The organism is Pradoshia sp. Z3_51, from assembly GCF_058215915.1.
This window is the reverse complement of the sequence record NZ_JBZAJC010000003.1, coordinates 188,868-215,117: the sequence shown is the minus strand read 5'-3', so window position 1 is coordinate 215,117 and position 26,250 is coordinate 188,868. Positions and strand designations below refer to the sequence as shown.

At 38.2% G+C, this 26,250-nt stretch carries 25 protein-coding genes and 1 other annotated feature; of the genes, 23 read left to right on the top strand and 2 right to left on the bottom strand.

Going from position 1 to position 26,250, the window contains the following annotated elements; all coding sequences use genetic code 11:
• Nucleotides 1-225 precede the first annotated feature (225 nt).
• A complete protein-coding gene (locus AC4BHA_RS08225; protein WP_066105598.1) occupies nucleotides 226-705 on the bottom strand; it encodes a hypothetical protein in 480 nt (159 codons plus the stop codon).
• Between the two features lie 283 nt (nucleotides 706-988).
• Between AC4BHA_RS08225 and hemA the strand changes: the two genes are divergently transcribed.
• From hemA to ysxE, 8 genes are all read left to right on the top strand, one after another.
• Entirely contained in the window at nucleotides 989-2,353 is a 1,365-nt protein-coding gene (hemA, locus tag AC4BHA_RS08220) for a glutamyl-tRNA reductase (protein WP_066105594.1), read from the top strand.
• 15 nt (nucleotides 2,354-2,368) lie between these two features.
• The gene (locus AC4BHA_RS08215) at nucleotides 2,369-3,199 is read left to right on the top strand and encodes a cytochrome C assembly family protein (protein WP_066105591.1); all 831 of its coding nucleotides are present in this window, start codon (nucleotides 2,369-2,371) and stop codon (nucleotides 3,197-3,199) included.
• A 13-nt stretch (nucleotides 3,200-3,212) separates the two neighbouring features.
• On the top strand, nucleotides 3,213-4,145 hold the full coding sequence (hemC, locus tag AC4BHA_RS08210; protein WP_066105588.1) for a hydroxymethylbilane synthase: 933 nt from the start codon (nucleotides 3,213-3,215) through the stop codon (nucleotides 4,143-4,145).
• Nucleotides 4,146-4,925 carry a uroporphyrinogen-III synthase gene (locus AC4BHA_RS08205; protein WP_490558410.1) on the top strand — a complete coding sequence of 260 codons (780 nt, stop codon included), beginning with the start codon at nucleotides 4,146-4,148 and terminating at the stop codon, nucleotides 4,923-4,925.
• A gap of 17 nt (nucleotides 4,926-4,942) precedes the next feature.
• Nucleotides 4,943-5,932 (top strand): porphobilinogen synthase, encoded by a 990-nt coding sequence (gene hemB / locus AC4BHA_RS08200; protein ID WP_066105578.1) that lies wholly within the window; start codon nucleotides 4,943-4,945, stop codon nucleotides 5,930-5,932.
• 27 nt (nucleotides 5,933-5,959) lie between these two features.
• On the top strand, nucleotides 5,960-7,249 hold the full coding sequence (hemL, locus tag AC4BHA_RS08195; RefSeq protein ID WP_066105575.1) for a glutamate-1-semialdehyde 2,1-aminomutase: 1,290 nt from the start codon (nucleotides 5,960-5,962) through the stop codon (nucleotides 7,247-7,249).
• 271 nt (nucleotides 7,250-7,520) lie between these two features.
• Nucleotides 7,521-8,990 carry a LysM peptidoglycan-binding domain-containing protein gene (locus tag AC4BHA_RS08190; RefSeq protein ID WP_066105571.1) on the top strand — a complete coding sequence of 490 codons (1,470 nt, stop codon included), beginning with the start codon at nucleotides 7,521-7,523 and terminating at the stop codon, nucleotides 8,988-8,990.
• A 186-nt stretch (nucleotides 8,991-9,176) separates the two neighbouring features.
• A complete protein-coding gene (gene ysxE / locus AC4BHA_RS08185; RefSeq protein WP_140461961.1) occupies nucleotides 9,177-10,199 on the top strand; it encodes a spore coat protein YsxE in 1,023 nt (340 codons plus the stop codon).
• Nucleotides 10,200-10,288: 89 nt separating this feature from the next.
• On the opposite strand, the gene AC4BHA_RS08180 is transcribed toward ysxE, so the two are convergent.
• Complete coding sequence (locus AC4BHA_RS08180) at nucleotides 10,289-10,480, bottom strand: YszA family small membrane protein (protein ID WP_066105566.1); 192 nt, start codon at nucleotides 10,478-10,480, stop codon at nucleotides 10,289-10,291.
• Nucleotides 10,481-10,701: 221 nt separating this feature from the next.
• Nucleotides 10,702-10,936: a binding site (T-box leader), on the top strand.
• A 67-nt stretch (nucleotides 10,937-11,003) separates the two neighbouring features.
• On the opposite strand from AC4BHA_RS08180, the gene AC4BHA_RS08175 reads away from it, so the two are divergent.
• The 15 genes from AC4BHA_RS08175 to minC all read left to right on the top strand — a co-directional run bounded on the left by AC4BHA_RS08175 (nucleotide 11,004) and on the right by minC (nucleotide 26,249).
• Nucleotides 11,004-13,655 (top strand): valine--tRNA ligase, encoded by a 2,652-nt coding sequence (locus AC4BHA_RS08175; protein ID WP_490558409.1) that lies wholly within the window; start codon nucleotides 11,004-11,006, stop codon nucleotides 13,653-13,655.
• A 97-nt stretch (nucleotides 13,656-13,752) separates the two neighbouring features.
• Entirely contained in the window at nucleotides 13,753-15,063 is a 1,311-nt protein-coding gene (locus tag AC4BHA_RS08170; protein WP_148630217.1) for a bifunctional folylpolyglutamate synthase/dihydrofolate synthase, read from the top strand.
• A 138-nt stretch (nucleotides 15,064-15,201) separates the two neighbouring features.
• The gene (locus tag AC4BHA_RS08165; RefSeq protein ID WP_180350012.1) at nucleotides 15,202-16,923 is read left to right on the top strand and encodes a sensor domain-containing diguanylate cyclase; all 1,722 of its coding nucleotides are present in this window, start codon (nucleotides 15,202-15,204) and stop codon (nucleotides 16,921-16,923) included.
• 608 nt (nucleotides 16,924-17,531) lie between these two features.
• On the top strand, nucleotides 17,532-18,281 hold the full coding sequence (locus tag AC4BHA_RS08160) for a prepilin peptidase (RefSeq protein ID WP_066105695.1): 750 nt from the start codon (nucleotides 17,532-17,534) through the stop codon (nucleotides 18,279-18,281).
• A gap of 24 nt (nucleotides 18,282-18,305) precedes the next feature.
• Nucleotides 18,306-18,515, top strand: a complete 210-nt coding sequence (locus tag AC4BHA_RS08155; protein WP_077248080.1) for a type IV pilus biogenesis protein PilM — start codon at nucleotides 18,306-18,308, stop codon at nucleotides 18,513-18,515.
• A 245-nt stretch (nucleotides 18,516-18,760) separates the two neighbouring features.
• On the top strand, nucleotides 18,761-19,267 hold the full coding sequence (locus AC4BHA_RS08150; RefSeq protein WP_077248078.1) for a type IV pilus biogenesis protein PilM: 507 nt from the start codon (nucleotides 18,761-18,763) through the stop codon (nucleotides 19,265-19,267).
• A 28-nt stretch (nucleotides 19,268-19,295) separates the two neighbouring features.
• Nucleotides 19,296-19,799, top strand: a complete 504-nt coding sequence (locus tag AC4BHA_RS08145) for a hypothetical protein (protein WP_139892623.1) — start codon at nucleotides 19,296-19,298, stop codon at nucleotides 19,797-19,799.
• Nucleotides 19,800-19,942: 143 nt separating this feature from the next.
• Entirely contained in the window at nucleotides 19,943-20,365 is a 423-nt protein-coding gene (locus AC4BHA_RS08140) for a type II secretion system protein (RefSeq protein WP_490558408.1), read from the top strand.
• Nucleotides 20,366-20,460: 95 nt separating this feature from the next.
• The gene (locus AC4BHA_RS08135) at nucleotides 20,461-21,414 is read left to right on the top strand and encodes a hypothetical protein (RefSeq protein ID WP_139892622.1); all 954 of its coding nucleotides are present in this window, start codon (nucleotides 20,461-20,463) and stop codon (nucleotides 21,412-21,414) included.
• 120 nt (nucleotides 21,415-21,534) lie between these two features.
• Complete coding sequence (locus tag AC4BHA_RS08130) at nucleotides 21,535-22,143, top strand: Maf family protein (RefSeq protein ID WP_257469172.1); 609 nt, start codon at nucleotides 21,535-21,537, stop codon at nucleotides 22,141-22,143.
• Nucleotides 22,144-22,180: 37 nt separating this feature from the next.
• Nucleotides 22,181-22,870, top strand: coding sequence for a RadC family protein (radC, locus tag AC4BHA_RS08125; protein ID WP_139892620.1), 690 nt, complete (start codon nucleotides 22,181-22,183; stop codon nucleotides 22,868-22,870).
• A 162-nt stretch (nucleotides 22,871-23,032) separates the two neighbouring features.
• The gene (locus tag AC4BHA_RS08120) at nucleotides 23,033-24,049 is read left to right on the top strand and encodes a rod shape-determining protein (RefSeq protein WP_066105546.1); all 1,017 of its coding nucleotides are present in this window, start codon (nucleotides 23,033-23,035) and stop codon (nucleotides 24,047-24,049) included.
• 55 nt (nucleotides 24,050-24,104) lie between these two features.
• On the top strand, nucleotides 24,105-24,977 hold the full coding sequence (mreC, locus tag AC4BHA_RS08115; RefSeq protein WP_066105543.1) for a rod shape-determining protein MreC: 873 nt from the start codon (nucleotides 24,105-24,107) through the stop codon (nucleotides 24,975-24,977).
• On the top strand, nucleotides 24,974-25,489 hold the full coding sequence (gene mreD / locus AC4BHA_RS08110; RefSeq protein ID WP_066105539.1) for a rod shape-determining protein MreD: 516 nt from the start codon (nucleotides 24,974-24,976) through the stop codon (nucleotides 25,487-25,489). The genes mreC and mreD overlap by 4 nt, the downstream gene beginning before the upstream one ends.
• A gap of 76 nt (nucleotides 25,490-25,565) precedes the next feature.
• On the top strand, nucleotides 25,566-26,249 hold the full coding sequence (minC, locus tag AC4BHA_RS08105; RefSeq protein WP_066105536.1) for a septum site-determining protein MinC: 684 nt from the start codon (nucleotides 25,566-25,568) through the stop codon (nucleotides 26,247-26,249).
• The last annotated feature ends 1 nt before the right edge of the window (nucleotide 26,250 follow it).

Below are 26,250 nucleotides of genomic sequence, written 5' to 3'. Positions count from 1 at the left end.
GAGAATGGAAACGAAATCTTTAAGAATGCAGCCTATTGCTTACCAAATATCATGAACAATTGTACGTAAACTATGAGGGCTTTAGTGAAACAAGGAGACAGTAAAAGTTGTCTCTCTTTTTTTCTAATAGTAACAAGTTACGAAAAGAGATTATAAAAAAGAAAGGCAGATAGCCTAATGCAGCAACCCTGACCACAATAGGTAGGGTTGCCATGCTATCTGCTTTTATTTTTTCTTAAATAGAATGAATCCGCCAATGAGCATTAAAAGAACAGGCCAGTAGTGATTAAAGAAATCAACAAAATGAACCAAGCCCAGTATAGTTAAGATTCTCTCATGGAAGATAAAGATGATAGAAACAACGAGGAATAAAATCCCCGGGCCTTTACCAACTCCCTTTTTTAGATGAAGCAATAACAGACCCAAACTAATAAATAAAAATAGGGCTGTATGCTCAGCTGGCCAGTTTTCCAAATGGACGGCTATGTATTGGTGTAAACCGAATCCAGTGAGCAAGATTCCAGGCAGTATAAAATCAGAATGACTGCCAAACCTGCTTTCAGCAAGAAAGGCTAATCCGATAATAATACAAAGAGATCCCCATGAATAATAAGGTGACAATAGGGAAAAGTTAATTGATTTTAAAAAATAAAAAAGACCAAAGCCAATCAAAATAGTGCTTGAAAAATAACGATATTCTTTCATATGTAGTCTCCCGGTTTATTATTATTGATAATTATTCTAATCTTTGATAATGTACAATTAGTGATTTAATTTACACATAATACTGTCAGAGAAACATTTTGGCAATTAAGATTTAACCTATTATACATTAATTATATCAGGTTTTTATTTCATGAGAATTTCTCATTTACATGTTTAATTGATATAGAGTTACGATAATGTTCACAATTTGTGGAAAATTTTTCATATACACCAATGATATACTTGCAAAAGAATATGCTCAGATGGGGGTGTGACAGGGGAAATGCATATAATTGTTGTCGGTCTTAATTACAAAACTGCTCCTGTTGAAATCCGTGAAAAAGTCAGTTTTGAATTGGGACAGCTGCCGGAAGCGATGAAATCATTAAGTAAGAAAAAAAGTATCCTTGAAAATATCATTGTTTCCACCTGTAATCGGACAGAGGTTTATGCAGTAGTGGATCAGCTGCACACGGGCAGATATTATATTAAAGAATTTTTAGCAGAGTGGTTCGCGGTTGACCAAAATGAACTTTCCTCCTATTTATATGTTTATGAGCAGGACGGAGCAGTTAATCATTTATTCCAGGTTGCCTGTGGATTGAACTCCATGGTATTGGGAGAAACTCAAATACTTGGACAGGTGAAGAAAAGCTTCCAGCAGGCACAGGAAGAAAATACCGTCGGAGTATTGTTTAATAATCTGTTTAAACGGGTGATTACGCTTGCCAAAAAAGCTCACTCTGAAACGGAAATCAATAAAAATGCGGTATCAATCAGCTATGCAGCGGTTGAGCTTGGTAAAAAAATCTTTGGTTCGCTTCAGGATAAGAAAATCCTCGTAGTCGGTGCCGGGAAAATGGGCCAGCTTGCCATTGAAAATTTATATAGCAATGGTGCCAATCAAGTAACGGTAATTAACAGAACCTTGGAAAAAGCCGAAATATTGGCATCTAAATTCTCTGGACAGGCAAAAATGCTTCAGGAATTGCAATGTGCCCTGCTTGATGCAGATATATTAATCAGTTCGACTGGATCAAAGGAATATGTAATTACAAAAGAAATGATGGAAAATATCAACATTTTAAGAAAAGGCCGTCCGATTTTTATGGTTGATATTGCCGTACCGCGTGATTTAGATCCTAAACTAATGGAACTGGACAGCGTCTTTCTTTATGATATAGACGATTTAGAAGGTATCGTTCAGGCGAACCTGGCAGAAAGAAAAGAAGCAGCAGAACAAATTATGATCATGATTGAAAGTGAGCTGGTTGAATTCAATCAATGGATCAAAATGCTTGGTGTTGTTCCTGTGATTTCTGCATTGCGCGAGAAAGCATTAGATATTCAGGCAGAAACAATGGAGAGTATGCAGCGTAAATTACCAGGCCTAAGTGAAAGAGAATGGAAGGTTATTAATAAGCATACGAAGAGCATCATTAATCAGATGCTTAAAGATCCGATTCTTTATGCAAAAGATATGGCAGAAATGAAGAATCCAGAGGCTGCTTTACAGGCATTTGTCTCGATCTTCAATATTGAGGAGCTTGTAGAAGAACAGGAATTTAAGGCGGCAATGCCATTCCAATCTAAAACATCGGTCCAGCAAAATAGACCTGTCTTGAAAGTGGTGTCACAACCATATTAAGCAAGGATGGGATATATGATTGATATTAATTTAAATAGATTGCAAGAAATTACAATTATATTATATGGACTTAGTGTCTTATTCTATTTCATAGATTTTTTACAAAATAATCGGAAGGCTCATAAGGCAGCCTTCTGGTTTCTTTCGATTGTTTGGTTGATGCAAACAATTTTTTTATGTCTATATATGTTTGAAGTGGGAAGATTCCCGGTTCTTACCTTATTTGAAGGATTATATTTTTACGTGTGGATATTGATTACCTTTTCACTCATCCTAAACCGGATAATACGGACAGATTTTTTTATGTTTTTTACAAATGTAATAGGGTTTGGTTTGATGGTCATTCATATATTCTCAACATTAGAATCCTATTCTACGGCAGAAGCGCAAACTAAGGTGTTATCTGAGCTATCCATGATTCATATTACAGTTGCCATTCTATCTTATGCAGCGTTTGCTCTTTCCTTTGTCTTTTCAATTTTGTATCTAATACAGTACGATTTATTAAAGCGAAAGAAATGGGGGAAAAGGCTGAACAGGCTGGGAGATCTGGCGAAACTGGAACAGCTGTCTTATATACTGGTAGCAATCGGTGTACCTCTGTTATTATTATCATTAATACTAGGTCTTGAATGGGCCTATATAATCGTTTCGGATATTAATTGGTATGATAGTAAAATTCTTGGCTCATTTGCCTGCCTAATTATATATGGAATCTATTTATATCTTAAAGTTAACAACCGGATTTATGGGAAATCACTCGCTTATTGGAATATTGGTTCATTCTTGTTAGTGCTAGTGAATTTCTTCTTTTTCGGCAGCATATCAGCATTTCATGTCTATTGATGGAGGGTAAATCATGAGAAAAATCATTATCGGTTCACGTAGAAGTAAATTAGCATTGACACAATCTAATTGGGTTATTGACCAGCTGAAAAATCTGGGATTACCGTTTGAATTTGAATTGAAAGAAATTGTGACAAAGGGTGACAGGATTTTAGACGTAACTCTCTCTAAGGTCGGAGGAAAAGGTCTTTTTGTAAAAGAAATCGAACAAGCCATGCTAGATGGGGAAATTGATATGGCCATTCATAGCATGAAAGACATGCCGGCAGAGCTTCCAGAAGGGTTAACAATTGGCTGTATTCCAGAGCGTGAGGATCATCGTGATGTGTTGATTTCAAAAAATAATCTAACGCTTGCAGAACTTCCGGAAGGTGCGATTGTCGGTACAAGCAGCTTAAGAAGAAGTGCTCAATTGTTGGCAAAACGTCCGGATTTAACAATCAAGTGGATTAGAGGGAATGTGGATACACGTATTCAAAAATTAAAAGATGAAGAATATGATGCAATCGTATTGGCGGCAGCAGGTCTTTCGAGATTAGGCTGGAAAAAGGATGTTGTCAGTGATTTCCTTGATGAAGATACTTGCATACCTGCAGTTGGCCAAGGGGCGCTGGCGATTGAATGCAGAGCAGACGATCATGAGCTATTGCAGGAATTAGCTAAATTAACTTGTCAGGATACAAAAGAAGCTGTTACAGCGGAGCGTGTCTTCCTCAATAAAATGGAGGGTGGCTGTCAGGTTCCAATTGCAGGTTTTGCATATAAAGACGAAAAAGGGACCTTACAATTCCAGGCACTCGTCGGAACGCCTGATGGGCGTACCATTTATCGTGAACAAATTTCAGGAGATGATCCTGAAAGCTTAGGTATAACAGCTGCCAATCGCCTAATCGAACGGGGAGCAAAGACTTTAATTGAAAAGGTTAAAGAGGAGATGGAAAGCTAAATGAAGCATTCCTTGTTTCTTTCGGGTAAAGGCGTATTGGTTACAAGAGAAGAAGCGCAGGCCGAACAATTGTGTGCCATGATTGCTGAGCATGGAGGGGTACCAATTAAGGTGCCTCTTCTTTCGTTTCAAAAGGTTGATGCAGATAGGCTTGAATCAGTAAAAGAAAAGCTGAGCAGGCTGGAATCTTTTGATTGGATCGTTTTCACAAGCAAGCCGGGTGTTGATCTATTTTGTGAGATGCTGAACGAAATGGAATTTGAAGGAATCTATCCTAAAATAGCAGCCATTGGTAAAAAAACGAAAGCAGCCTTGCAGGAACATGGTCTGCAGCCTACTTTTATCCCACCGAAATATGTAGCTGAATCTTTTTTGCCTGCGTTTCTGGAAGTAGTGGATACGAGCGAATCTGTGCTCATTATAAAGGGTGATTTGGCGAGAGATTATCTATTTAATGGGCTGATAGCTACAGGTATACATACAGAGGAGTCCGTTATTTACAGCAACCGTATGCCAGAAGACAGTGAACAAGCCTTGGTGGATGTACTTACAAATAAAAAGATAGATATTCTATTATTTACGAGCCCTTCGACAGTAAATCATTTTATGAAGACCGTGAAAAAACATCATTTATTTGACTGTTTGATAGATAAAGTGACAGTTGCAATCGGACCGGTCACGAGGAAAAGAGCCGAAGAACTGGGCGTGGCTGTCACATTATGTCCGGAGCAATATACCGTAGATGAAATGATGAAAGAATTAAGGCAGTATTATTCGTAATATAGGAGGACCTTAAAATGGCCAATATTGAATTTAATCGACACAGAAGATTAAGAAGAAATGAATCTATGAGAGCGCTTGTGCGTGAAACACATTTACATGTAGAAGACTTTATTTATCCGATTTTTATTACGGAAGGTACAAATGAAAAGAACCCCGTTACTTCTATGCCAGGAATCTATCAATTTTCCATGGATCGTTTGAAAGAGGAAATGGATGAAGTGGCTTCACTTGGTATCAAATCTGTCATTCTCTTTGGAGTACCGGATCAGGAAAATAAGGATGAATGTGGGACAGGTGCTTTTCATACACATGGGATTGTCCAAAAAGGGATTCGTTTTGTAAAAGAAAACTATCCTGAAATTCTTGTTGTAGCTGATACATGTTTATGTGAATATACAAGCCACGGTCACTGCGGTATGGTTGAAAATGATGAAATCTTAAACGATGAAAGTCTGGAGCTTTTGGTTAAAACAGCTGTCAGCCAGGCGGAAGCAGGAGCGGATATTATTGCTCCTTCCAATATGATGGATGGATTTGTGGCTGCGATTCGCCAGGGTCTTGATGAATCAGGCTATCAGCACATCCCAATCATGTCCTATGCCGTTAAATATGCATCCGCATTTTATGGTCCATTCCGTGAAGCAGCAAACGGAGCACCTCAATTTGGTGATAGAAAATCCTATCAAATGGATTATGCCAACCGTATTGAAGCCTTGCGTGAAGCTGAATCAGACGTTCAGGAGGGAGCGGATTTTATCATTGTGAAGCCAGCTCTTGCTTTCCTCGATATCATTCGCGATGTGAAGAATACAGTAAATCTGCCTCTTGTAGCTTATAATGTAAGTGGAGAGTATTCCATGGTTAAAGCAGCTGGTGCAAATGGCTGGATTGACGAAAAAGCTATTGTGATGGAAATGCTAACTGGTATGAAACGTGCCGGTGTAGATTTAATCATTACTTACTTTGCAAAAGATGCAGCAAAATGGTTAAAAGAATCAAATTAATTCCATATATAAAGGAGATTGCAGCATATGCGTTCATATGAAAATTCTAAGAAAGCATTCCAGGAATCCATCAATTTATTGCCGGGCGGCGTAAACAGCCCTGTCCGTGCTTTTAAATCTGTAAATATGGATCCGATTTTTATGGAAAGAGGAAAGGGTTCAAAAATCTATGATATTGATGGCAATGAATATATTGATTATGTTCTTTCCTGGGGACCGCTGATTCTTGGCCATGCAAATGACCGGGTAGTAGAGGCGATTAAAAAGGTTGCTGAAACTGGTACAAGCTTTGGTGCTCCAACTTTAATGGAAAATAAATTGGCACAGCTTGTAATTGATCGTGTCCCATCAATTGAAATGATACGGATGGTTTCCTCCGGTACAGAAGCAACCATGAGCGCACTTCGTCTGGCACGAGGATATACAGGACGAGATAAGATCCTTAAATTTGAAGGATGTTATCACGGACATGGAGATTCATTGCTTATCAAAGCAGGTTCAGGAGTTGCTACACTTGGTTTGCCAGATAGCCCTGGTGTTCCAGAGGGCGTTGCGCGAAATACCATTACAGTTCCATACAATGATCTTGAGAGTGTAAAACTTGCTTTTGACCAATATGGCGAAGATATAGCAGCTGTAATTGTAGAGCCAGTTGCGGGAAATATGGGAGTAGTCCCTCCACTGCCAGGCTTCTTGCAGGGATTAAGAGAAATTACTGAAAATCACGGTTCTTTATTAGTCTTTGACGAAGTTATGACCGGTTTCCGTGTTGATTATCAATGTGCGCAAGGTCATTTCGATGTTACTCCAGATTTAACTTGTCTAGGAAAAGTAATTGGCGGAGGACTTCCAGTAGGAGCATTCGGCGGTAAAAAAGAGATCATGAGCCAAATTGCGCCAAGCGGTTCCATCTATCAAGCCGGTACATTATCAGGAAATCCGATTGCGATGACAGCCGGTTATGAAACGTTAATCCAGCTTAATGAGGATACGTATAAAGAGTTTACTAAAAAAGCAGATCTCTTAGAGGCAGGGTTTAAGGAAGCAGCTGAAACCTACCAAGTACCTTTAACGTGTAATCGAGCAGGGTCTATGATTGGCTTCTTCTTTACTAATGAACAGGTTAAAGATTACGAGTCTGCAAAACAATCAGATCTTCAATTTTTTGCGAATTATTATAAAGAAATGGCGGAAAATGGTGTATTCTTGCCGCCTTCTCAATTTGAAGGAATCTTTCTTTCAGTTGAACATAGTAATGAAGATATTCAAAAGACTATACAGGCTGCCCAAAAAGCGTTTAAAGCAATTAAACGATAAAGTGAAACAATGTCCGTTGAGGAATTACTTTCATTCCACACGGAGCATTAGTTGAACTAATCGACTTCTTACTGCTGCTTACCTTTGTTTTAGGCGAGAGTCCATGCTCCAATTTGAATGAGATAAAGTGATTAGTAGATTCCCCCGAGTATGCTCTCGGGGGAATTTTTTTATTCTCCAGACATACGTTTAACAAAGCACATATTTTCTGTATCTGCAGCATAGGCTGATAATGGCATTTAGATGAAAAGGGCTGAAGGGAGGAAATTGGGTGTCTGAGGATCATGCATCGTCATTACGATTTTCATTAGAAGAGAGTGTGTGGTTTCAAAGGGGACAGGAAGTTGAGGAACTGTATTCCATTTCGCTTGAACCAAATGTTTCAGCTCATCAAGTAGAACAGTATGTGATTCTTAAAGGGACTCTGGATTTAATGGGGGAATATAAGGCCACTGAGGCAACAGGACAGGAAGAAGGAGCAGAAGATCCGTTTCGGCGCTATGTTTCTGTAATCGAACAAAGGGAGCATCATTTATTTGAATTCCATCAGCAATTTCCTGTAGATATAACGATTCCTGCAGAAAGAGTTCGGGAAATGGATGAGCTTAATATAGGTGTGCATACCTTTGATTATAAGCTGCCAGAAAAGGGATATCTGCAAATTAGAGCAGATTTATGGATTGGTGGAGTTTACGATAATTTGCCTGAAGAGCAGACGCAAGTGACAGAGACAGAGGAACGGGAAGAGACTTCAAACTATCAAAATGGAACATCCGGGCGATTTCAGGAAGAGCATCATACTCATACATGGAATAAAATCAACGAAGATTTTGAGGAGTCAGCAGAGGAGATTACTATTCAGGCAGAAGTCCATAATGAGCAAGAGGAAGAACAGATAGAGGTGCATTTATATCGGGAAAATTCTGAGGATGAGGATCAGGAGCAGGAGGATTTGGCAGATTCGCCTGAGATTTATCTCAAGAACCCAACTTCTTATATAGAGAGTAATCATAACCAGGATGACCATTTTTATGTTGAAACTAAATTGTCACCCCGACTGCATCAACCAGCCGATTATGAAGAAACACAGCCGAATGATGAGTCAGATCATACAGACAAGGACTATAGCCCTTTTGCTTTTGAACCGGACCAATTAGTTGACAGACAAAAGCAAAAAGATGAAAACCAATCTTTTTCCATTCCATATGATAATAGATTTGATGAGGGTCCTCCGGAATTAATGGAAGTCGTTCCTTTTACTGCCGAGTATGGAAAAGAGGAAAGTTCAGAATATGAAAAAGAGGAAAGTCCTGAATATGACAGAGTACAGCCGCACCAATCTCAAGCGAATGTAGCACCAGATTTGAATAAAGCTGCAGTAGAACCGGAAACAAATGTTTCTCGCATACGTCAACAGAAAAAAGAACAAACATCCAATCAGTATGTAGAGAAAAAGTATCAATCGTCTGATTCTAAAAGAAAGAATGGGAAGGAGAACGAAGATCAAACTGAAGGTAAGTCTAAATCTTTGTTATACGATTTATTTACAGAGGAGGAAGAATCACAACAATCAAAAGTAAGAGTCTGTATTGTCCAAAATGGAGAAAATATTGATGTTCTGGCAGATCGATATAAAACGAGCGTTCAGCATATCGCGAGAATAAACGGGTTGGAATTAACATCCGATCTAAAAGCTGGTCAGGTAATTTATATTCCTGAAGCTGCTGCTTCTTATAAATAATAGGTCTAGTTAACAGCAGAGCACAGCATTATATGCTCTGCTTTTTTAATAGGAATAGTACAATGCAATTTAACTGTGAGAAACATGGCTGCATAGCTCATTAAAAAATAATGACTTATGATAGGGCAGCTGAAATAGATTTCATTGGTTTCCAAAAAGGGCACATGCAGAAAGGGTGCCAGAGGAATGTTAAGAAAAGATCAGGAGTGGATATCTGAGTTTCTAAGAAACTATCAATTGGAACTTGAATTTTACGAGGATTTTGGAAAAGTAAAAAAAGTATATACGAACAATGGTATATTTGCGATTAAAACCATCCCGGCAACCAAAGGCATTGATTTTATCAAAAATGTGCAGAACCTATATCAAAATGGATATAACCGAATTGTTCCGATTTTTCCAACAGTTGATGGCAGATATGGAGTATTAACTCATGATAAAATCAGTTACCTTATGCCTTGGCTGCCGGATGAACATATAGAGGAACGGGCAGAACGACACCAGCAGATGTTCAGGGAATTGGCAAGAATGCATACGCTATCTGGCAAAGAAATTAACATTACGAAAGAGGAACGGGAAGAGCATTATGAAAAAACAGTCAAGGAGTGGGAGGAGCAAAAGGAATTTATTCGTGAAATGGTAACAACCATCGAAAAGAAGTGGTATATGTCTCCGTTTGAGCAGTTGTTTAGTATGTGCTTTTATGACTTGTCTCAGGCTCTGACGTATTCCTTAAATAAACTGAAGGAGTGGTTTGACCTAACAAAGGAAGAAGAAAAAGTACGCAGTGTGGTGACCCATGGAAATATCTCAATTCATCATTTCTTATATAGTGAAAATGGTTATGGCCATTTTATCAATTTTGAACAGAGTAAAACCGCACCTGCCTATTTCGACTTATTGCCTTTTGTCGTTAAGCAGTTAAAAACTTATCCAATCCAGGGTGAAGAAATAGTTGAGTGGATCTATCTTTATCTGAAGTATTTTCCCTACAAGGAGGGTGAGCTGCGTTTATTCTTATCCTATTTAGCCTATCCGGCTAATTGTATCAAGGTAGTAGAACAATACTCCAGAAAAAAAGGTAAACAGGATGAAATACAATTTTGCCGAAGATTCCAAAGGCAGTATTGGTTATTAAAAAACATTGAATATATTATTATGAGGATGGAACAAATAGAAGAAAGCAAAAAGGCGAAGGAAGAGAAATAAAAGATATGGCATCAACATAATAAAATGATAGGCTGTATCAAACAAAAACCAGGCAAACCTACCTGGTCTAAATGAATAGTTATAAAAGATTACAGAATATCAAAGTGGAAGGCTAAAGCAAGACCAATCAGTAATAATAGCAGAAATAAATCAAAAGTGGTCGGAAAAAAGAATGTCCGGATTCCTTGAAAAACGGCAAAGGGAATGGAGAATTGCTGTAAGACATTTCTTGTATTTCGAATCCACGGAGGCATATTGTATTGAGTTACCTTTTTTCGCATGTAAATTCCCCCTTTATGATAGAATATAAAATTACCCCTGAATGGGTGTCTGTACAGCATTATTTAAAGCGTCTAAGAATGAGAATTGACGATGACACCTTGGACATAGGCTTGAATAAAATATAGAAAAATGGGAAACAATGATTGACGAGTAGATGCATACTTATGTATGATAACAGTATTAAAAAATGATTTCCGATTATGAGAAACCAAAATAACAATGAAAAGCTTTGAATGGGAAGAGTATGTGATTAAGACTGTAAGAGAGAGGAATCCATCGGCTGTAAGATTCCTTCAGTAACCGTAATCGCAGAAGGTCGCCCGGGAGCTGTTTCCGTGAACGTCAATAGTAGCGGATAACCGGTGAAGAGCCGTTAACGAAATGAAGTGCCGATACAACAGTTATTTGTATTGGAACAAAGGTGGTACCGCGAGACATACCGTTTCGTCCTTTTTATATAGAGGATGAAGCGGTTTTTTTATTGCGTTTTTCACCAATTATGAAAGTAAAGGAGAATGAAAAATGGAGCAACAAACGGATATTGGTATGCCAACCAAATACGATCCTCAATCAATCGAAAAAGGACGCTATGATTGGTGGTTAAAGGGTAAATTCTTTGAAGCGGGACAGGATAAACAAAAAGAACCTTATACGATTGTAATTCCTCCTCCAAACGTAACGGGTAAACTGCATTTAGGTCATGCATGGGATACTGCGCTTCAGGATATTTTGACAAGAATGAAGAGAATGCAGGGTTATGACGTATTATGGCTGCCAGGTATGGACCATGCGGGAATCGCAACTCAAGCGAAGGTAGAAGAAAAACTGCGCAATCAAGGTGTTTCACGTTATGATTTGGGACGTGAGAAATTTGTTGAAGAAACATGGAAATGGAAAGAGGAATACGCATCTCATATCCGTGAGCAATGGGCAAAAATTGGATTGGGCCTTGATTATACTCGTGAACGCTTTACTCTAGATGAGGGACTTTCAAAAGCTGTTCGTGAAGTGTTTGTAAAACTTTATGAAAAAGGCCTTATTTACCGCGGTGAATATATTATTAACTGGGATCCAAGTACAAAAACAGCGATCTCTGATATTGAAGTAATTCATAAAGAGGTTAAGGGTGCTTTTTATCATATGCGCTACCCACTTGCAGATGGCAGCGGGCATATTGAAGTTGCGACAACTCGTCCGGAAACAATGCTTGGCGATACAGCAGTTGCAGTTCACCCGGAAGATGACCGTTATAAGCACCTGATTGGAAAAACGGTTATCCTGCCAATCGTAGGAAGAGAAATTCCGATTGTTGGCGATGATTATGTAGAGATGGATTTTGGTTCCGGCGTTGTAAAAATTACACCAGCACATGATCCTAATGACTTCGAGGTAGGTAATCGTCATAATCTTGAACGCATTCTAGTTATGAATGAAGACGGAACGATGAACGCGAAGGCTGGCAAATATGAAGGTATGGACCGTTTCGATTGCCGTAAGCAAATTGTGAAAGATCTTCAGGATCAGGGAGTGTTGTTCAAAATTGAAGAGCATATCCATCAGGTTGGACACTCTGAAAGAAGCGGATCTGTTGTAGAGCCTTATTTATCTACACAATGGTTTGTTAAAATGGGACCATTGGCAGAGCGTGCAATTGAAATGCAATCCACTGAAGGTAAAGTAGAATTCGTACCGGAACGCTTTGAGAAAACATATTTGAATTGGATGGATAATATCCATGACTGGTGTATCTCCAGACAGCTTTGGTGGGGTCACCGCATTCCGGCTTGGTACCATAAGGAAACAGGCGAGGTACATGTAGGAATGGAAGATCCTGCAGATATCGAAAACTGGACGCAGGATACAGATGTATTGGATACATGGTTCAGTTCTGCGTTATGGCCGTTTTCCACAATGGGCTGGCCTGATACAGATTCAGAAGACTTTAAACGTTATTATCCAACAGCAGCTCTTGTGACTGGATACGATATTATTTTCTTCTGGGTATCAAGAATGATTTTCCAGGGACTTGAATTCACTGGAGAGCGTCCATTCAAAGATGTATTGATTCATGGACTTGTACGTGATGAGCATGGCAAGAAAATGAGTAAATCTCTTGGTAATGGTGTAGATCCAATGGAGGTTATTGAGAAATATGGTGCGGATTCATTAAGATATTTCTTAACAACTGGAAGCTCACCAGGTCAGGATTTACGTTTCAGCTATGAAAAAGTAGAATCTGTTTGGAACTTTGCCAATAAAATTTGGAATGCATCCCGTTTCTGCTTGATGAATATGAATGGGCTGAAATATGAAGAGATTGATTTAACAGGCAAAAAATCAGTTGCGGATAAATGGATTTTAACTCGTCTAAACGAAACGATTGAAACTGTAACAAGACTGGCAGATAAATATGAATTCGGTGAAGTTGGCCGTGCATTATACAACTTCATTTGGGATGATTTCTGTGATTGGTATATTGAAATGGCGAAGCTCCCTCTATATGGAGAAGACGAGGAAGCTAAACTTACAACACGTTCTATCCTTGCGTACGTATTGGATCAAACGATGCGATTGTTACATCCATTTATGCCATTCATCACTGAAGAAATTTGGCAGAACCTTCCTCACCAAGGGGAGTCCATCACAACAGCATCTTGGCCTGTTGTAAATCCGGACTTAACGGATGAAAAAGCTTCTGATGAAATGAAATTGCTTGTCGAAATCATTCGTACAGTACGTAATATTCGCGCAGAAGTGAACACGCCGCTCAGCAAAAAAATCAAGCTTTCTTTGAAGGCGAAAGATGCAGAAACACAAGCTGTTCTTGAGAAAAACAGCAGCTATATCGAGCGCTTCTGTAATCCAGAGGAATTAACAATTGGTACAGACATCCCTGCTGATGATAAAGCGATGACAGCTATCGTAACGGGTGTTGAATTAATTCTTCCATTGCAAGGTCTATTAAATATTGAAGAGGAACAAAAACGTCTTCAAAAAGAACTTGAAAAATGGAAAAAAGAAGTAGAAAGAATTGAGAAAAAGCTATCCAATGAAGGCTTCATGAAAAAAGCGCCTGAAAAGGTGATTGAAGAAGAAAAAGCGAAGCTGGCAGACTATGTTGAAAAACGTGAGGCTGTACAAAGCCGCCTGAAGGATTTAGAAGAATTGGCTTAAGACATTTTATTGCGCCCTGTTCGAAGCATTTGAACAGGGTGTTTTTGTTCAATCATGTCATACTAATACATAGCGCAATGGTTGAGGAGTGAAAAAAATGATACAGGATTATCAACAGGCAGAGAAGTTTCTTGCAGACCGTACAGCAAAACTTGGGATGGATTTTGGCCTGGAAAGAATGGAAAGAGTCTTACGTAAATTGGGAAATCCGGAGCGCAGCATTCCTTGTATACATATAGCAGGCTCAAATGGCAAAGGTTCTACGCTTACATTTTTAAAACATATTTTGGTGGCAGAGGGCTACCGGGTAGGTACCTTTACATCTCCCTATCTTGAAAAGCTGAACGAACAAATTATGATTGATGAGGAAATGATTTCGGACAATAAGCTAGTTGAATTATTAAATTACCTCCTCCCTGTAATAAATGAATCAGAGCAAAAAGGGGATTATCTAACTGCTTTTGAAGTAACGACTATATTAGCTTTTCTGCATTTTAAAAATGAGCAACCGGATATTCTTATTATTGAAACCGGACTTGGGGGGAGACTTGATTCCACTAATGTAATTGAACCGCTTTTGGAGATCATTACCAGCATCTCTTTAGAGCATACCAACATTCTCGGAAATTCTTTGGGTGAAATTGCAACAGAGAAAGCAGGTATTATCAAGAATGGAACATCAGTTGTTACAGGTGTAAAAGATGAGGAAGCATTAGAGCCCCTAACAAAACAGGCAGAGAAAATGAATGCTGCTTTATATACGCTAGGAAAAGAATTTAAGATTTTGAACCGCTCTCACCCTAAAAATCAGGAAGTTTTCACGGTTAAATGGCGAGAATACTTACTGGAGAATTTACATATTAGCATGCTTGGAAGCCATCAAGTTGAGAATGCAGCGCTTGCTGTCATCAGTTCAATATTACTTAGTGAAACGTATCGCTTTTCGATTCGGGAAGAAAGTATCAGAAAAGGACTGGCATCTGCCAGATGGAAAGGGCGTTTTGAGATTGTGTCGAACCAGCCGCTAATCATCCTGGACGGCGCACATAATGTGTCAGGTATAAACTCTCTGCTTTCAACGATTGATGATCGTTACCCAAATTGTGATATACATATTTTGTTTGCGGCCTTAAAGGACAAGGATTATACAAAGATGATTCAGATGATTGAACAAAAGGCAGCAAGTATAACTTTTACGGAGATTCCATTAGAACGAATGAATGAGGCAGAGGAGCTTTTTAAACATAGCCGACACCCTCATAAGGATGTAAAAAAAGATTGGGTAGAAGGAATAAATGAGATATTAGCCAAAATGAAAGACAGAGATATGCTATTGGTCACAGGCTCTTTATATTTTTTGGCGTCTATTCGTCCATATATCGTCAATGAAATTATTCGAAAGTCATAACTAAATTCATGTAAAAGTAATGATGTTCATGACAATCCTCCATAAGACCTGTTTTTGTAAATACTTGTGTGACATATGTCAGAATTTTTGATAAAATTTGACATAAGATGGATGAAATTCCTGAACGGAGGGGCGGTAATGGTTACAAAACAAAAACGCTTCATTATTTGGATACTTTGGTTATTGATCGTCCCTGCAAGTTTATATATTTCATATACGGAGTATCCTATTTTAGGAAGCTTTTTTTCGATTGATATTCTTCTGTTCCTATTACTGCTTTGTATTATTACGTATTACCCTATTATGATAAATGGATTGCCAATTTTTCTCCTTCAGGGTGTATCCTTGGCTCTATTCCTTGAGTACGGATTATTTGTTGAAATAATCCTTTCGCAAATCGGAGTAATAACATTGCTCTATAGAATAAAAATAAGCAAGGATGAGCTTTTCCGCATTCCGATGAATTCTTTAATGTTTTTTATTAATTCATTAACAAGCGGATTAATCTATTATTTGCTTGGCGGTCAGCATTCTAATTTGGACTTATCGGATATAAGTGTATTTTCATTAATTGTAATCCACCAAATTGTCTGGTTCTTATCTAATTTTATTTGTGCTTTACTCATAGATGTGTTTGTATATAAGGCAAAAGTAGAGTTTGTTGCAAAAGATCAGGTTGCGGATATCGTATCCAGTATTATCATCTTTCCAATCGGTTTATTATTGTATTCAACCTATCAGGAGCTGGGGGTGGTAGCCATTATTATTGTTGGCGTACCGCTTGTGAGTTTGGCTCTTGTGATGAGACTGTATTATCGGGCTGACCATATGAATGAAGATTTGCAAAAAGCGAGCCAAATTGGTCACAGATTGACAGAAAGATTAGAAGTCAAGCAAGTACTGGATTTATTTTTGGGTGAAATTTCAAGGATTTTCCCAGTGGACGAAACCTATATTCTTAGTGTGGATAGCAAAGCCAATAATCGCCTTCGTATGGTTCGTTATGAAAGTAAAAATGAGACTGGTATGCCCCATTTGAATTTAATCTCGGCAACAGACAGCTTGTTAGGAGAAGTATGGAAATCAAAAAAAACATTGCTGATTCAGAGCTCTGCCTCCCTGAAGAAATACGAAAACCATGGTATTCCTGATTGGGCAGAAAGCGTCTTGATTGTTCCGGTTTTAAATGCAGAGCAAATGGAAGGGATTGTCCTTCATATATCTTCGAAAAGAAACTTTTTTGAAAACAGTCAGATAACGATTGCAGATATTCTTTCTACATATCTGGCTTCAGCTATTGAAAATGCGAAGCATTATGAAGAAACAAAAGCCAAAAGTGAACGCTGCTCTTTAACAAATCTATATAACAACTATTTTCTGGAAGATTACTTAAAAGAACAATTTATCCTGATAAGGGGAAGAAAGCTGGATACATTAACTCTTATCTTAATAGACTTGGATCACTTTAAGTCAATAAATGACTCTTACGGACATTTGGGTGGGAACGAAGTTTTATGCCAGGTAGCAGAACGTTTGTCTTCACTCGTACAATTTAAAGGGATTGCAGCCAGATATGGCGGTGAAGAATTTGTGCTTGTCCTCCCTGGTGCAGGAGTGGAGGAAGGCTATAAATTTGCCGAACTGGTACGTCAAAAAATTGGAACAAAGCCGTATGAATTAGTATCTGATTTAGGTAGTGAAAGCAGGAGGGTTCATGTAAGAGTAACTGCATCAATTGGAGTTTCAACCGCTCCAATTGATGCGGATGATCCTCACTCATTAATCCGTCATGCAGACCGGGCTATGTATACAGGAGCAAAACGCGCCGGACGTAACAAAGTGGCGCAATATATTAAATAAAAGAGACGTATTCCGACTACTAGAGAGGAGGAATACGTCTTTTTTGTTCAAGAGAAATAGACTAAAGCTACTTGTTTGGAAGTGAGTTTCATATATGGAACAGCTGATAAAAGTTTTGAAAGAGAAATCGAAGTAATTCAAGGATTTATTACTATTTTGATAAAAAGATGAGGTTAAATCTACCTATCTCTGTAAATCAACAATATCCTATAAGGTTAATATTTATAAATAGAGCAGATAATTTATTGAAAAATATACAATATAATGGTAAAGAATGTATAATAAGTGATAATATAGGTAATTTGTATGAGTGAAGAATAGATTCTATTTAAAATACAGGGTAGAGGGGTGGGTATATGAAAAGACGGCTAAAACTAGCAATTGCTATTATTATTTTATTTCCAACGGTATTGCAGGCTCCTAACGTAACACATGGAGCGGAAAGCACTCCAAAAATAAGAGTTTTGGAGATTTACGATAATAAAAATTATTACCCGACAAAGCTTGAGGATCTTTTAGGGGATACCCAATATGAATATACGTCAACGCCAATGAAAAAATTTGTAGCACTTCGAGAAGAATTAGATGGAAAATATTACATGATTGTAATGTTTACTCTCTATCTCTTAATCTTCCTCACCGGTCTCATCTTTGGTTCATTTTATAATGTGGTAGGTTTGAGGATTCCAGCGAAGGAATCGATTGTGGCTCCGAGGTCGGCTTGTCCGGCCTGCGGCCATACATTGACACCGATAGAGCTTATCCCTGTATTGTCTTACTTGTTTCAAGGGGGGAAGTGCCGTAAGTGTAAGGCGGGCATTTCACCTATTTATCCGATGATGGAACTGACAACGGCTATTCTATTTATGGCAGCTCCGATGCTGCTGGGCTGGACTGCTGAATTGTTTGTGGCATGGGCACTTATTTCCCTGCTGATCATTATTTTTATATCGGATATTACGTACATGCTTATACCGAACAAAATTCTGCTGTTTTTTACAGTTGTTTTTTTGTTTATTCGGGTATTTATTCCTTTGGACCCATGGTGGGACGGTATAGCTGGTGCTATTGTCGGGTTTGGAATCCCATTTTTTATCGCTGTAATCAGCAAAGGCGGCATGGGTGGCGGAGATATTAAATTATTCGGTTTAATTGGATTTGTGATGGGAGTAAAGGGAGTTATTCTCGCCTTTATATTCTCCACCTTTTTTGGAGCTGTCTTTGGAGTCATTGGGATGTTAATCGGTCTTGTGAAGCGGCGGAAGCCGATTCCATTTGGACCGTTCATCGTCGTTGGTACACTGGTGGCCTACTTTTTTGGAGAGTTCTTGCTAGACTGGTATTTACAATTTTTGTGATTGATTTGGAAGGGAGAAGTTATAATGGCTTTTACTTTATTTTCAGGCAGCAATCGGGTTGTGAACCTGGTATTAAAAGACCATGTGATTCGTTATGTAGAACTTAAACAGCTGGACCCACCGATTGTTCATAAATGCGGTGAGCATTTTTTACCTGCCGGTGTTATAAAGGATGGCATTATTACTGATTTTGACCTTCTAAAGGATATTTTAGGTGATTGTGTTGTTAAATGAAAAATACAGAAACGTCAGGTGCGGTTTTTAGTACCAGACTCCCGTTTGGTCATTCGTAAGGTTGCCATTCCAAAGGATATTAAAGATGATGAAATCAAGGGCTACTTATATTTGGAAATGGGAACGAGTATACATCTTCCATTTGAGGAACCCATTTTTGATGTGGTTCTGTTGGAAGAGACGGAGGAAAAAAGGAAATTCTGTTATTCGCTGCTGAAGAAGAGGTGGTATCGGAGTACGCCACTTTGCTTGAAAAATCTCAGCTTTATCCTATAGAAGCAGATATTTCGCCTTTGTCGCTGTACAGGCTGTTTTTTCATGCAGGAAAAAGAGATTCGAAAGACCATCTCTTACTGATTGAATTTAATTTGCATACCGTCAACACAAGTGTTTTTGTAAATGATAAGCCGATCTTTATGAAAAATATCCCTATTACAGGGCAAAGTAGTGAATGGGAACTATTGCGTATAAATGAAGATCAGCAAATTATGGAATATTCCAGTGACAAAGAAGATTATATGCAATTGTTGGAGGATACTTATACAGAAATTGATCGGGTGCTAAGCTTTTATCAATATTCCTTAAGCCATGAGCAGCATCAGGTCACTAAAATAATCATAACCGGTGATCATCCTTATCTAACTGAAGTGATCACTGACATAAAAAATAGATATGATCAAACTGTGGTGAGTATTCCAAAGGGATATATACAAACCAATAAGGAACCTGAATTGCCGGAGTCCTTTTTTTAGCCGGGGGATTGGCTCTTAAAGGAGTGAGATGATGCTTGTAGAAATTAACTTGCTGCCAAAAAAAGAGCGCAAAAACCGTGGTGTACTCCTGATTATCTTATCTGCAGTGTTTCTCGGTATTCTCTGCGGAATCCTTTACTTTTGGCAATATCAGAGCAATCAAAGCCAGTTGAATGCATTAGAACAAGAATATGAAATGACTGCTCAAATGATTGAAGTGGAACAGCAGAAGGTTGTATCTCAGGAGAATAGCAATTCTGTTGCTCAATTAACAGAAAAGGTTAAATGGGCAAACCAATACCCTGTTAAAACAGTACTTCTTTTAAAACATTTGATTGGATTTTTGTCGGAACGAGGATTTATTGAAACCTTTTCTTATGCGGAAAATGGTGCTATTAAACTCGAAGTACGGTTTGATAAAGCAGAAGAAGCGGCCTATTATCTAAAGGATTTATCATCAACTGAAATCATAACGAATGCGATTAGATTTGCAAAACCAATTGCCGGATATAGAGGTGCCTCCTCCAGCTAATAAAGATAATCCATTAAGCATTGCACCGGATGTATATGAGGATTCAAAAAAAGATGATGAGTAGTTTAATAGAAGCATTCAGGTTGTGAGTTAAATGATAAGGAATATAAATAGGAAGTCTAATGAAAATGGAGCTACCTTAATTGAGTTATTGGCGGGTTATTGTCATATTGGGTATTATAGCTTCAATGGCTGTCCTGGTGATTGGTGATGTCATACAAAAGGCGAGAAAGCAGGCCTTCGTCTCTAAGGCCTATATCATGCGTAATGCCAGTACGGTTTATTATAAGAATAAAGAATTCAATAAAGAACCGTTAGTAAATCCAGTAACATATAACGAACTTGTTACCTCAGGTTTTTTGGATGTCATCATTGGTCCGGATACAGGAGATAAATGGGGATTAAATCATACAGATTCCTATGTACTATTTAAGGATGGGAAAGCGGTATCCATCTGTTTAATTGGAATGAAACGTAAATTATGCGGTGAAAAGCAAGGTGAAGGTTATTTGCCGTTGCCTCTTGATCAAATACGTGAAGAGAATGTTGAGGATAGAGAATCCTAGAAATTTGGCGAAACCTTTTTGGACAAGACGACAAGAGTCTTGTTCTTTTTTTTTTACGGAATGATAAGATGAACAAAAAACGCGGAGGCAAAGGAATGGATAAGCCAACCCGGGAACGAACAATCATCGTAAACATAAATGGCGAAAAAAAGGAATACAAATGGATTCCAAGTGAAGATCCAGATACTTTGGATACGATCCAAGAAATTGCCAGCACGGTTGAGGATGAACAAGAACCGTCTCTTTGGGCAGTACCCGAAGAAAAATCTGTTAAAAAAAACGAGGCAAAAACAAAGCTGGCACAAAAAACGGCTTTTCTTGACCATGTAAAAATGAATAAATTACCAGTTCTTGCAGCGGGAATTCCTGTATTGGTAGCACTTATAATCGGGACATTATTTGGAGTTGTAATATTAAAAATTGTCCTATTCGGCGGCGGAGAGGAAACTGTTAAAGTACCGGACTCTGTTCCTCTGCTTGGTTCCAATAAACAAGCGCCTCAGGAGAAGCAAATGGTCAAGGATATGAATGCTTTTGTCGTCCAGGGCGGCGTCTACTCGAGTAAACAGGCTGCAGAACAACGTGCCTCGCTTATTGAAGGGGATGGAATTCCTGCTATCATTCTTAAACAGGAGGATAAATATTTTATTTATATAGGAGCAGCGGCTACGTTGCAGGATACAAAGAAATTGGCACTTTTATATAGAGGAGAAGGTGTCGATACGTATTGGAAGGAAATCCGTTTTCAGGGCCAAACAAAAAAAGCTTACACACCAAAAGAAACAGAGGTCATCCATAATATGATTCACAACACCGGTCAATACACACAATTGGCTTCAGAGGGCCTATTACAAAGTGAAACGAAAGAAAAGCCAGATATAAAGTCTATTAATTTGGAGAATATTCCGAAAGAATTGCAAAATCTCCATAATTTAAGTGAAAGTATGAATAAAACTTGGTCTACCTATCAATCTAAACCAGAAGAAGCATCCTTAATGCAGCTTCAAAAATGTATACTTCAATTTTTTGATGAATGGTATAGATTATAATGTATTTTCCGGGAAATAAAAAATACATTTTGTGTTTAAAAGGGTACTTCACATTTCGGGGTACTCTTTTTTATTTTGTTTTAAGAATTGAGAATGGTGTCGTATTCTGTTAGGATGAATATGTATCTCCCTATCTATATAAATTCTTATGGCAGGTGGCGAAAAGGATTGGATTTAATCTTGGCTTCTTCTTCCCCAAGGAGAAAAGAATTGCTTGAAATGCTGAACATACCATTTCAGGTGAAAGTAAGTTATGCAGACGAAACCTATCAGGATGGAATGGAACCTCACGAAATAGTGATGGAATTAGCACGCATAAAATCAACTGTTATCGCTGAAACTAACCGTGATTCCGTTGTGATAGGCGCAGATACGATTGTAGTAATGGATGGTGACATCCTTGGTAAGCCGAAAAATAAAGATGAAGCAATTTCCATGCTGAATCGTTTATCCGGTAATGTACACCAGGTTTATACAGGAGTTGCCTTATTAAGAGGGCAAGATTCTATCTTGTTTTATGAAAAAACAGATGTAGAATTTTGGCCATTAAAAAAAGAAGAAATTGAACAATATGTATTGACCGGAGAACCGTTTGACAAAGCGGGATCCTACGGGATACAGGGATTTGGTTCCTTGCTGGTTAAGAGAATCGAAGGTGACTACTTCTCAGTTGTAGGGCTCCCGGTTTCCAGACTTAAGAGGGAACTTGAAAAGTTAGTACATCCTTAAGAATAGCCTCACTCCGTCAATGGAATGGAGAATATGGATGGATACAACGCAAATCATGATAAGAGACTATCCAAAGGATGATCGCCCAAGAGAACGGTTTATCCAATTTGGACCGGAAAGTCTGTCAAACCAAGAGTTACTGGCACTTCTTTTAAGGACTGGAACAAAGGAAGATTCAGTGATGAATCTGGCTAACCAACTTTTGGCTAAGTTTGGCGGGCTGCGTCTTTTGAAAGAGGCAAGTATTGAAGAAATGACTAGCATTAAAGGTATTGGGGAAGCAAAAGCTGTGCAGCTTGCTGCAGCTATGGAATTAGGAAGAAGAATCAGCAATTTGACGAATGAAGAGAGGTACGTGATTCGTTCGCCAGAGGACTGTGCCAATTATTGTATGAATGATATGCGTTTTTTATCACAGGAACATTTTGTATGTATATATTTAAATACGAAAAACCAAATACTCCATAAACAAACAATCTTTATCGGCAGTTTAAACGCCTCAATTGTCCATCCCCGTGAAGTCTTCAAAGAAGCTCTCCGCAGATCAGCAGCATCTATAATATGCTTGCATAACCATCCTTCAGGAGACCCCACTCCAAGTCGAGAAGATATAGAAGTAACCAAACGTCTAGCTGAATGTGGGAAAATTATGGGAATAGAACTTTTAGACCATTTGGTTATCGGAGAGAAAAAATATGTAAGTCTTAAAGAAAAAGGATATTTATAATACTAGGAATTCACATGAGGATGAGCTATAATATTACGTATGCTTTTTAAAGAATTTATTTTTCATTACATTACTGAAGAACTTAACTTTATGATATGAAAAAGAAAATAAAAAAACTCGTACCTAATATGGAATATGTTTCAGAAAGGGAGATATTAAAAGATGCTTGGAAATAGAGATTTAGGAATTGATTTAGGAACCGCCAATACACTTGTTTATGTTAAAGGAAAAGGCATTGTAGTACGTGAGCCTTCCGTTGTTGCATTTCAAACAGATACAAAATCCATTGTTGCTGTCGGTAATGATGCGAAAAATATGATCGGCCGTACACCTGGTAATGTTGTGGCTTTGCGCCCTATGAAAGATGGCGTTATTGCTGATTATGATACGACTGCAACCATGATGAAATATTATATGAAACAAGCGTTAAAAAACCAAGGTTTATTTGCACGTAAGCCATATGTAATGGTATGTGTTCCATCCGGAATTACAGCTGTTGAAGAGAGAGCTGTTGTTGACGCAACTAGACAAGCCGGGGCACGTGATGCTTATACAATTGAAGAACCGTTTGCAGCTGCTATTGGAGCAAACTTACCTGTTTGGGAACCAACAGGCAGCATGGTTGTAGATATCGGTGGCGGTACAACTGAAGTCGCGATTATTTCTTTGGGCGGTATTGTGACTAGCCAATCTATTCGTATCGCAGGAGACGAAATGGATGAAGCGATTATTAACTATATCCGTAAAAACTACAATTTGATGATTGGTGATCGAACTTCTGAAGCTATTAAGCTTGAAATCGGTTCAGCTGGTGATCCTGAAGATATTGAAAACATGGAGATTCGCGGCCGTGACTTATTAACAGGCTTACCAAAAACAATTGAAATCACTGCTGATGAAATTGCAAAAGCTCTTCATGACACAGTGTATGCGATTGTAGATGCGGTTAAAAATACGCTTGAAAAAACTCCGCCTGAGCTTGCTGCTGATATCATGGATCGCGGAATCGTTCTAACAGGTGGTGGCGCATTATTACGCAACCTGGATAAAGTGATCAGTGAAGAAACAAAAATGCCTGTTCTAATTGCTGAAAATCCATTGGATTGTGTAGCAATTGGTACTGGTAAGGCACTTGATCATATTCATTTGTTCAAATCAAAAGTAAAAGATTCAAGATAATATAATAGAACGCAAAAATCCTGAAAGAGGATAATAATGATAGAGGAGCAAGGATATGCCACAATTTTTCTTAAACAAAAAATTGATTATCTTGCTGATTAGCATCATCTTTCTGGTGGCTTTGATTGGGTTCTCACTTCGGGAAAGGGATGAATTGAGCTGGCCTGAACAGTTTATGAAGGACTCGGCCGGCTTTGTTCAAACAATTTTCCATAAGCCCGCTTCTGCTGTAGCGGGCTTTTTTGAGAATCTTTCAGATTTAAGGAATACATATGAAGAAAATAAGAATCTTAAATCACGCCTGGAAGAATATGTGAAGTTGGAAACAGAGATATATGATTTGAAAAAAGAAAATGAGGAATTAAGCAATATACTTAAGAAAAAAGAAGATTTAAGTGATCATACAGTTTCTCATGCAACTGTCATTGGCAGAGGTCCGGAGAGATGGCATGAAACATTGACGGTCTCGAAGGGCAGTGTAAATGGGATTGAGAAAAATATGGCTGTAATTACTGCTGAGGGATTGATTGGAAAGGTCAAAAGTGTTTCTCAATTTACCTCTACAGTACAATTAATGACGGCTCTTGATCCGCAAAACCGTATTTCAGCAATGGTGCAAAGTAAAGAAAAATCATATGGATTTATCCAAGGATATGATGAAGATAAGCAAGCCTTGCTATTAACAGGTCTCCATTATGATGCTAAAATTAAAAAAGGTGAGAATGTGACAACATCCGGTCTTGGAGGGGTGTTCCCAGAAGGTTTAGTCATAGGTACGGTTAAGGAGGTCGTTATCGATCAATACGGATTAACCCAAACAGCTTTGGTTAAGCCGGCAGCTAATTTCTATGATTTGAATAACGTAATGATTGTAAAACGTACAATGACTACTGTAGATACAGATAGCACTGAGGGGGATGACCTGTGATAAGGTTTAAAATCTTCCTTTTAGCTGTCCTTGTTTTTATATCTGAAGGGATTTTTGTTGAAATATTTTCGGCGAAATTATATACAACACCCTACATCTTGGTGCCAAGGTTTATTATTATCTTTCTAGTGTTTTTAGGGGTGTACGGAAAAAGGAACATGGCAATCATATATGCTTTTGTTATGGGAATCTTCTATGATGTCGTCTATACAGAAGTATTGGGTGTTTATTTATTCACTTTGCCGTTAATGGTGTACTTCTCAACTCAACTGATGAAAGTACTGCAAATTAATCTTGGGATAGTCTCAACTGTATGTTTGCTTGCTATATCTATTTTAGAAATTATCGTCTATGAGGTGAATACCTTAATTGGTTATACTTCATTGACGTTCATTGAATTTGCACGTATGAGATTGCTGCCTACCTTAATTCTGAATCTAATCTTCCTACTCCTGTTCGCTTATGTATTTGCTAAGTGGATTAAAAAATGGACTGTTGAAGAAGATAATTAAACGGTATTGATTCTATAAAAAAAGGAATTGTCAGCGCTCATGTCGAATTAAATTGCATTGAGGTGAGCACGACGTCATGGGAAAGAAGAATATTCAGCATGTTATGATCAAAGGAAGTAAACAAGGTTTAACGATTGTGATTGATGATCATTCATCTATTTCTGAAGCTTTAAGAGATTTGGATGAAAAATTGTCTATTCATAATTCAACGATTGAAACAACATCAAGTATTCATGTCACCATACATACCGGTAATCGTTATTTAACGGACGAACAAGCGAAAGCTTTGGTCGATTTAGTAGAAAAAAAGGGATACATGGTTGTAAATAATGTTGAATCTAATGTTATTTTGCATGAAGAAGCCAAAAGATTGGCTGAAGAAGTGGCTGTGACAAAAATCGTGAGGATTGTCCGTTCGGGTCAAGTTTTGGAAGTGAAGGGTGACATGCTCTTAATAGGAGATGTAAATCCCGGTGCGACCGTTAAAGCCGGCGGTAATATCTTTATTATGGGTACACTGCGGGGGAAGGCGCTGGCAGGTATACACGGCAATAAAGAATGTGTCGTGTCTGCATCTGTGTTTAAGCCATCCCAAATCGTTATTGGAGATGTTTTATATAACTCTTTTGATTATGATGAGCAGGATGACCACAAAATGGAATGTGCTTATTTAGATCAATCTGGTGAGATGATTTTTGATAGATTACAAGTTTTATGTAAAGTGAGACCTAATTTATCCTTATTTGAGGAGGGCGTATAGC

Coding starts and splice junctions, on each gene's coding strand:
- AC4BHA_RS08225 (WP_066105598.1), bottom strand. CDS start 705: ATGAAAGAATATCGTTATTTTTCAAGCACTATTTTGATTGGCTTTGGT.
- hemA (WP_066105594.1), top strand. CDS start 989: ATGCATATAATTGTTGTCGGTCTTAATTACAAAACTGCTCCTGTTGAA.
- AC4BHA_RS08215 (WP_066105591.1), top strand. CDS start 2,369: ATGATTGATATTAATTTAAATAGATTGCAAGAAATTACAATTATATTA.
- hemC (WP_066105588.1), top strand. CDS start 3,213: ATGAGAAAAATCATTATCGGTTCACGTAGAAGTAAATTAGCATTGACA.
- AC4BHA_RS08205 (WP_490558410.1), top strand. CDS start 4,146: ATGAAGCATTCCTTGTTTCTTTCGGGTAAAGGCGTATTGGTTACAAGA.
- hemB (WP_066105578.1), top strand. CDS start 4,943: ATGGCCAATATTGAATTTAATCGACACAGAAGATTAAGAAGAAATGAA.
- hemL (WP_066105575.1), top strand. CDS start 5,960: ATGCGTTCATATGAAAATTCTAAGAAAGCATTCCAGGAATCCATCAAT.
- ysxE (WP_140461961.1), top strand. CDS start 9,177: ATGTTAAGAAAAGATCAGGAGTGGATATCTGAGTTTCTAAGAAACTAT.
- AC4BHA_RS08180 (WP_066105566.1), bottom strand. CDS start 10,480: ATGCGAAAAAAGGTAACTCAATACAATATGCCTCCGTGGATTCGAAAT.
- AC4BHA_RS08175 (WP_490558409.1), top strand. CDS start 11,004: ATGGAGCAACAAACGGATATTGGTATGCCAACCAAATACGATCCTCAA.
- AC4BHA_RS08170 (WP_148630217.1), top strand. CDS start 13,753: ATGATACAGGATTATCAACAGGCAGAGAAGTTTCTTGCAGACCGTACA.
- AC4BHA_RS08165 (WP_180350012.1), top strand. CDS start 15,202: ATGGTTACAAAACAAAAACGCTTCATTATTTGGATACTTTGGTTATTG.
- AC4BHA_RS08160 (WP_066105695.1), top strand. CDS start 17,532: ATGTTTACTCTCTATCTCTTAATCTTCCTCACCGGTCTCATCTTTGGT.
- AC4BHA_RS08155 (WP_077248080.1), top strand. CDS start 18,306: ATGGCTTTTACTTTATTTTCAGGCAGCAATCGGGTTGTGAACCTGGTA.
- AC4BHA_RS08145 (WP_139892623.1), top strand. CDS start 19,296: ATGATGCTTGTAGAAATTAACTTGCTGCCAAAAAAAGAGCGCAAAAAC.
- AC4BHA_RS08135 (WP_139892622.1), top strand. CDS start 20,461: ATGGATAAGCCAACCCGGGAACGAACAATCATCGTAAACATAAATGGC.
- AC4BHA_RS08130 (WP_257469172.1), top strand. CDS start 21,535: ATGTATCTCCCTATCTATATAAATTCTTATGGCAGGTGGCGAAAAGGA.
- radC (WP_139892620.1), top strand. CDS start 22,181: ATGGATACAACGCAAATCATGATAAGAGACTATCCAAAGGATGATCGC.
- AC4BHA_RS08120 (WP_066105546.1), top strand. CDS start 23,033: ATGCTTGGAAATAGAGATTTAGGAATTGATTTAGGAACCGCCAATACA.
- mreC (WP_066105543.1), top strand. CDS start 24,105: ATGCCACAATTTTTCTTAAACAAAAAATTGATTATCTTGCTGATTAGC.
- minC (WP_066105536.1), top strand. CDS start 25,566: ATGGGAAAGAAGAATATTCAGCATGTTATGATCAAAGGAAGTAAACAA.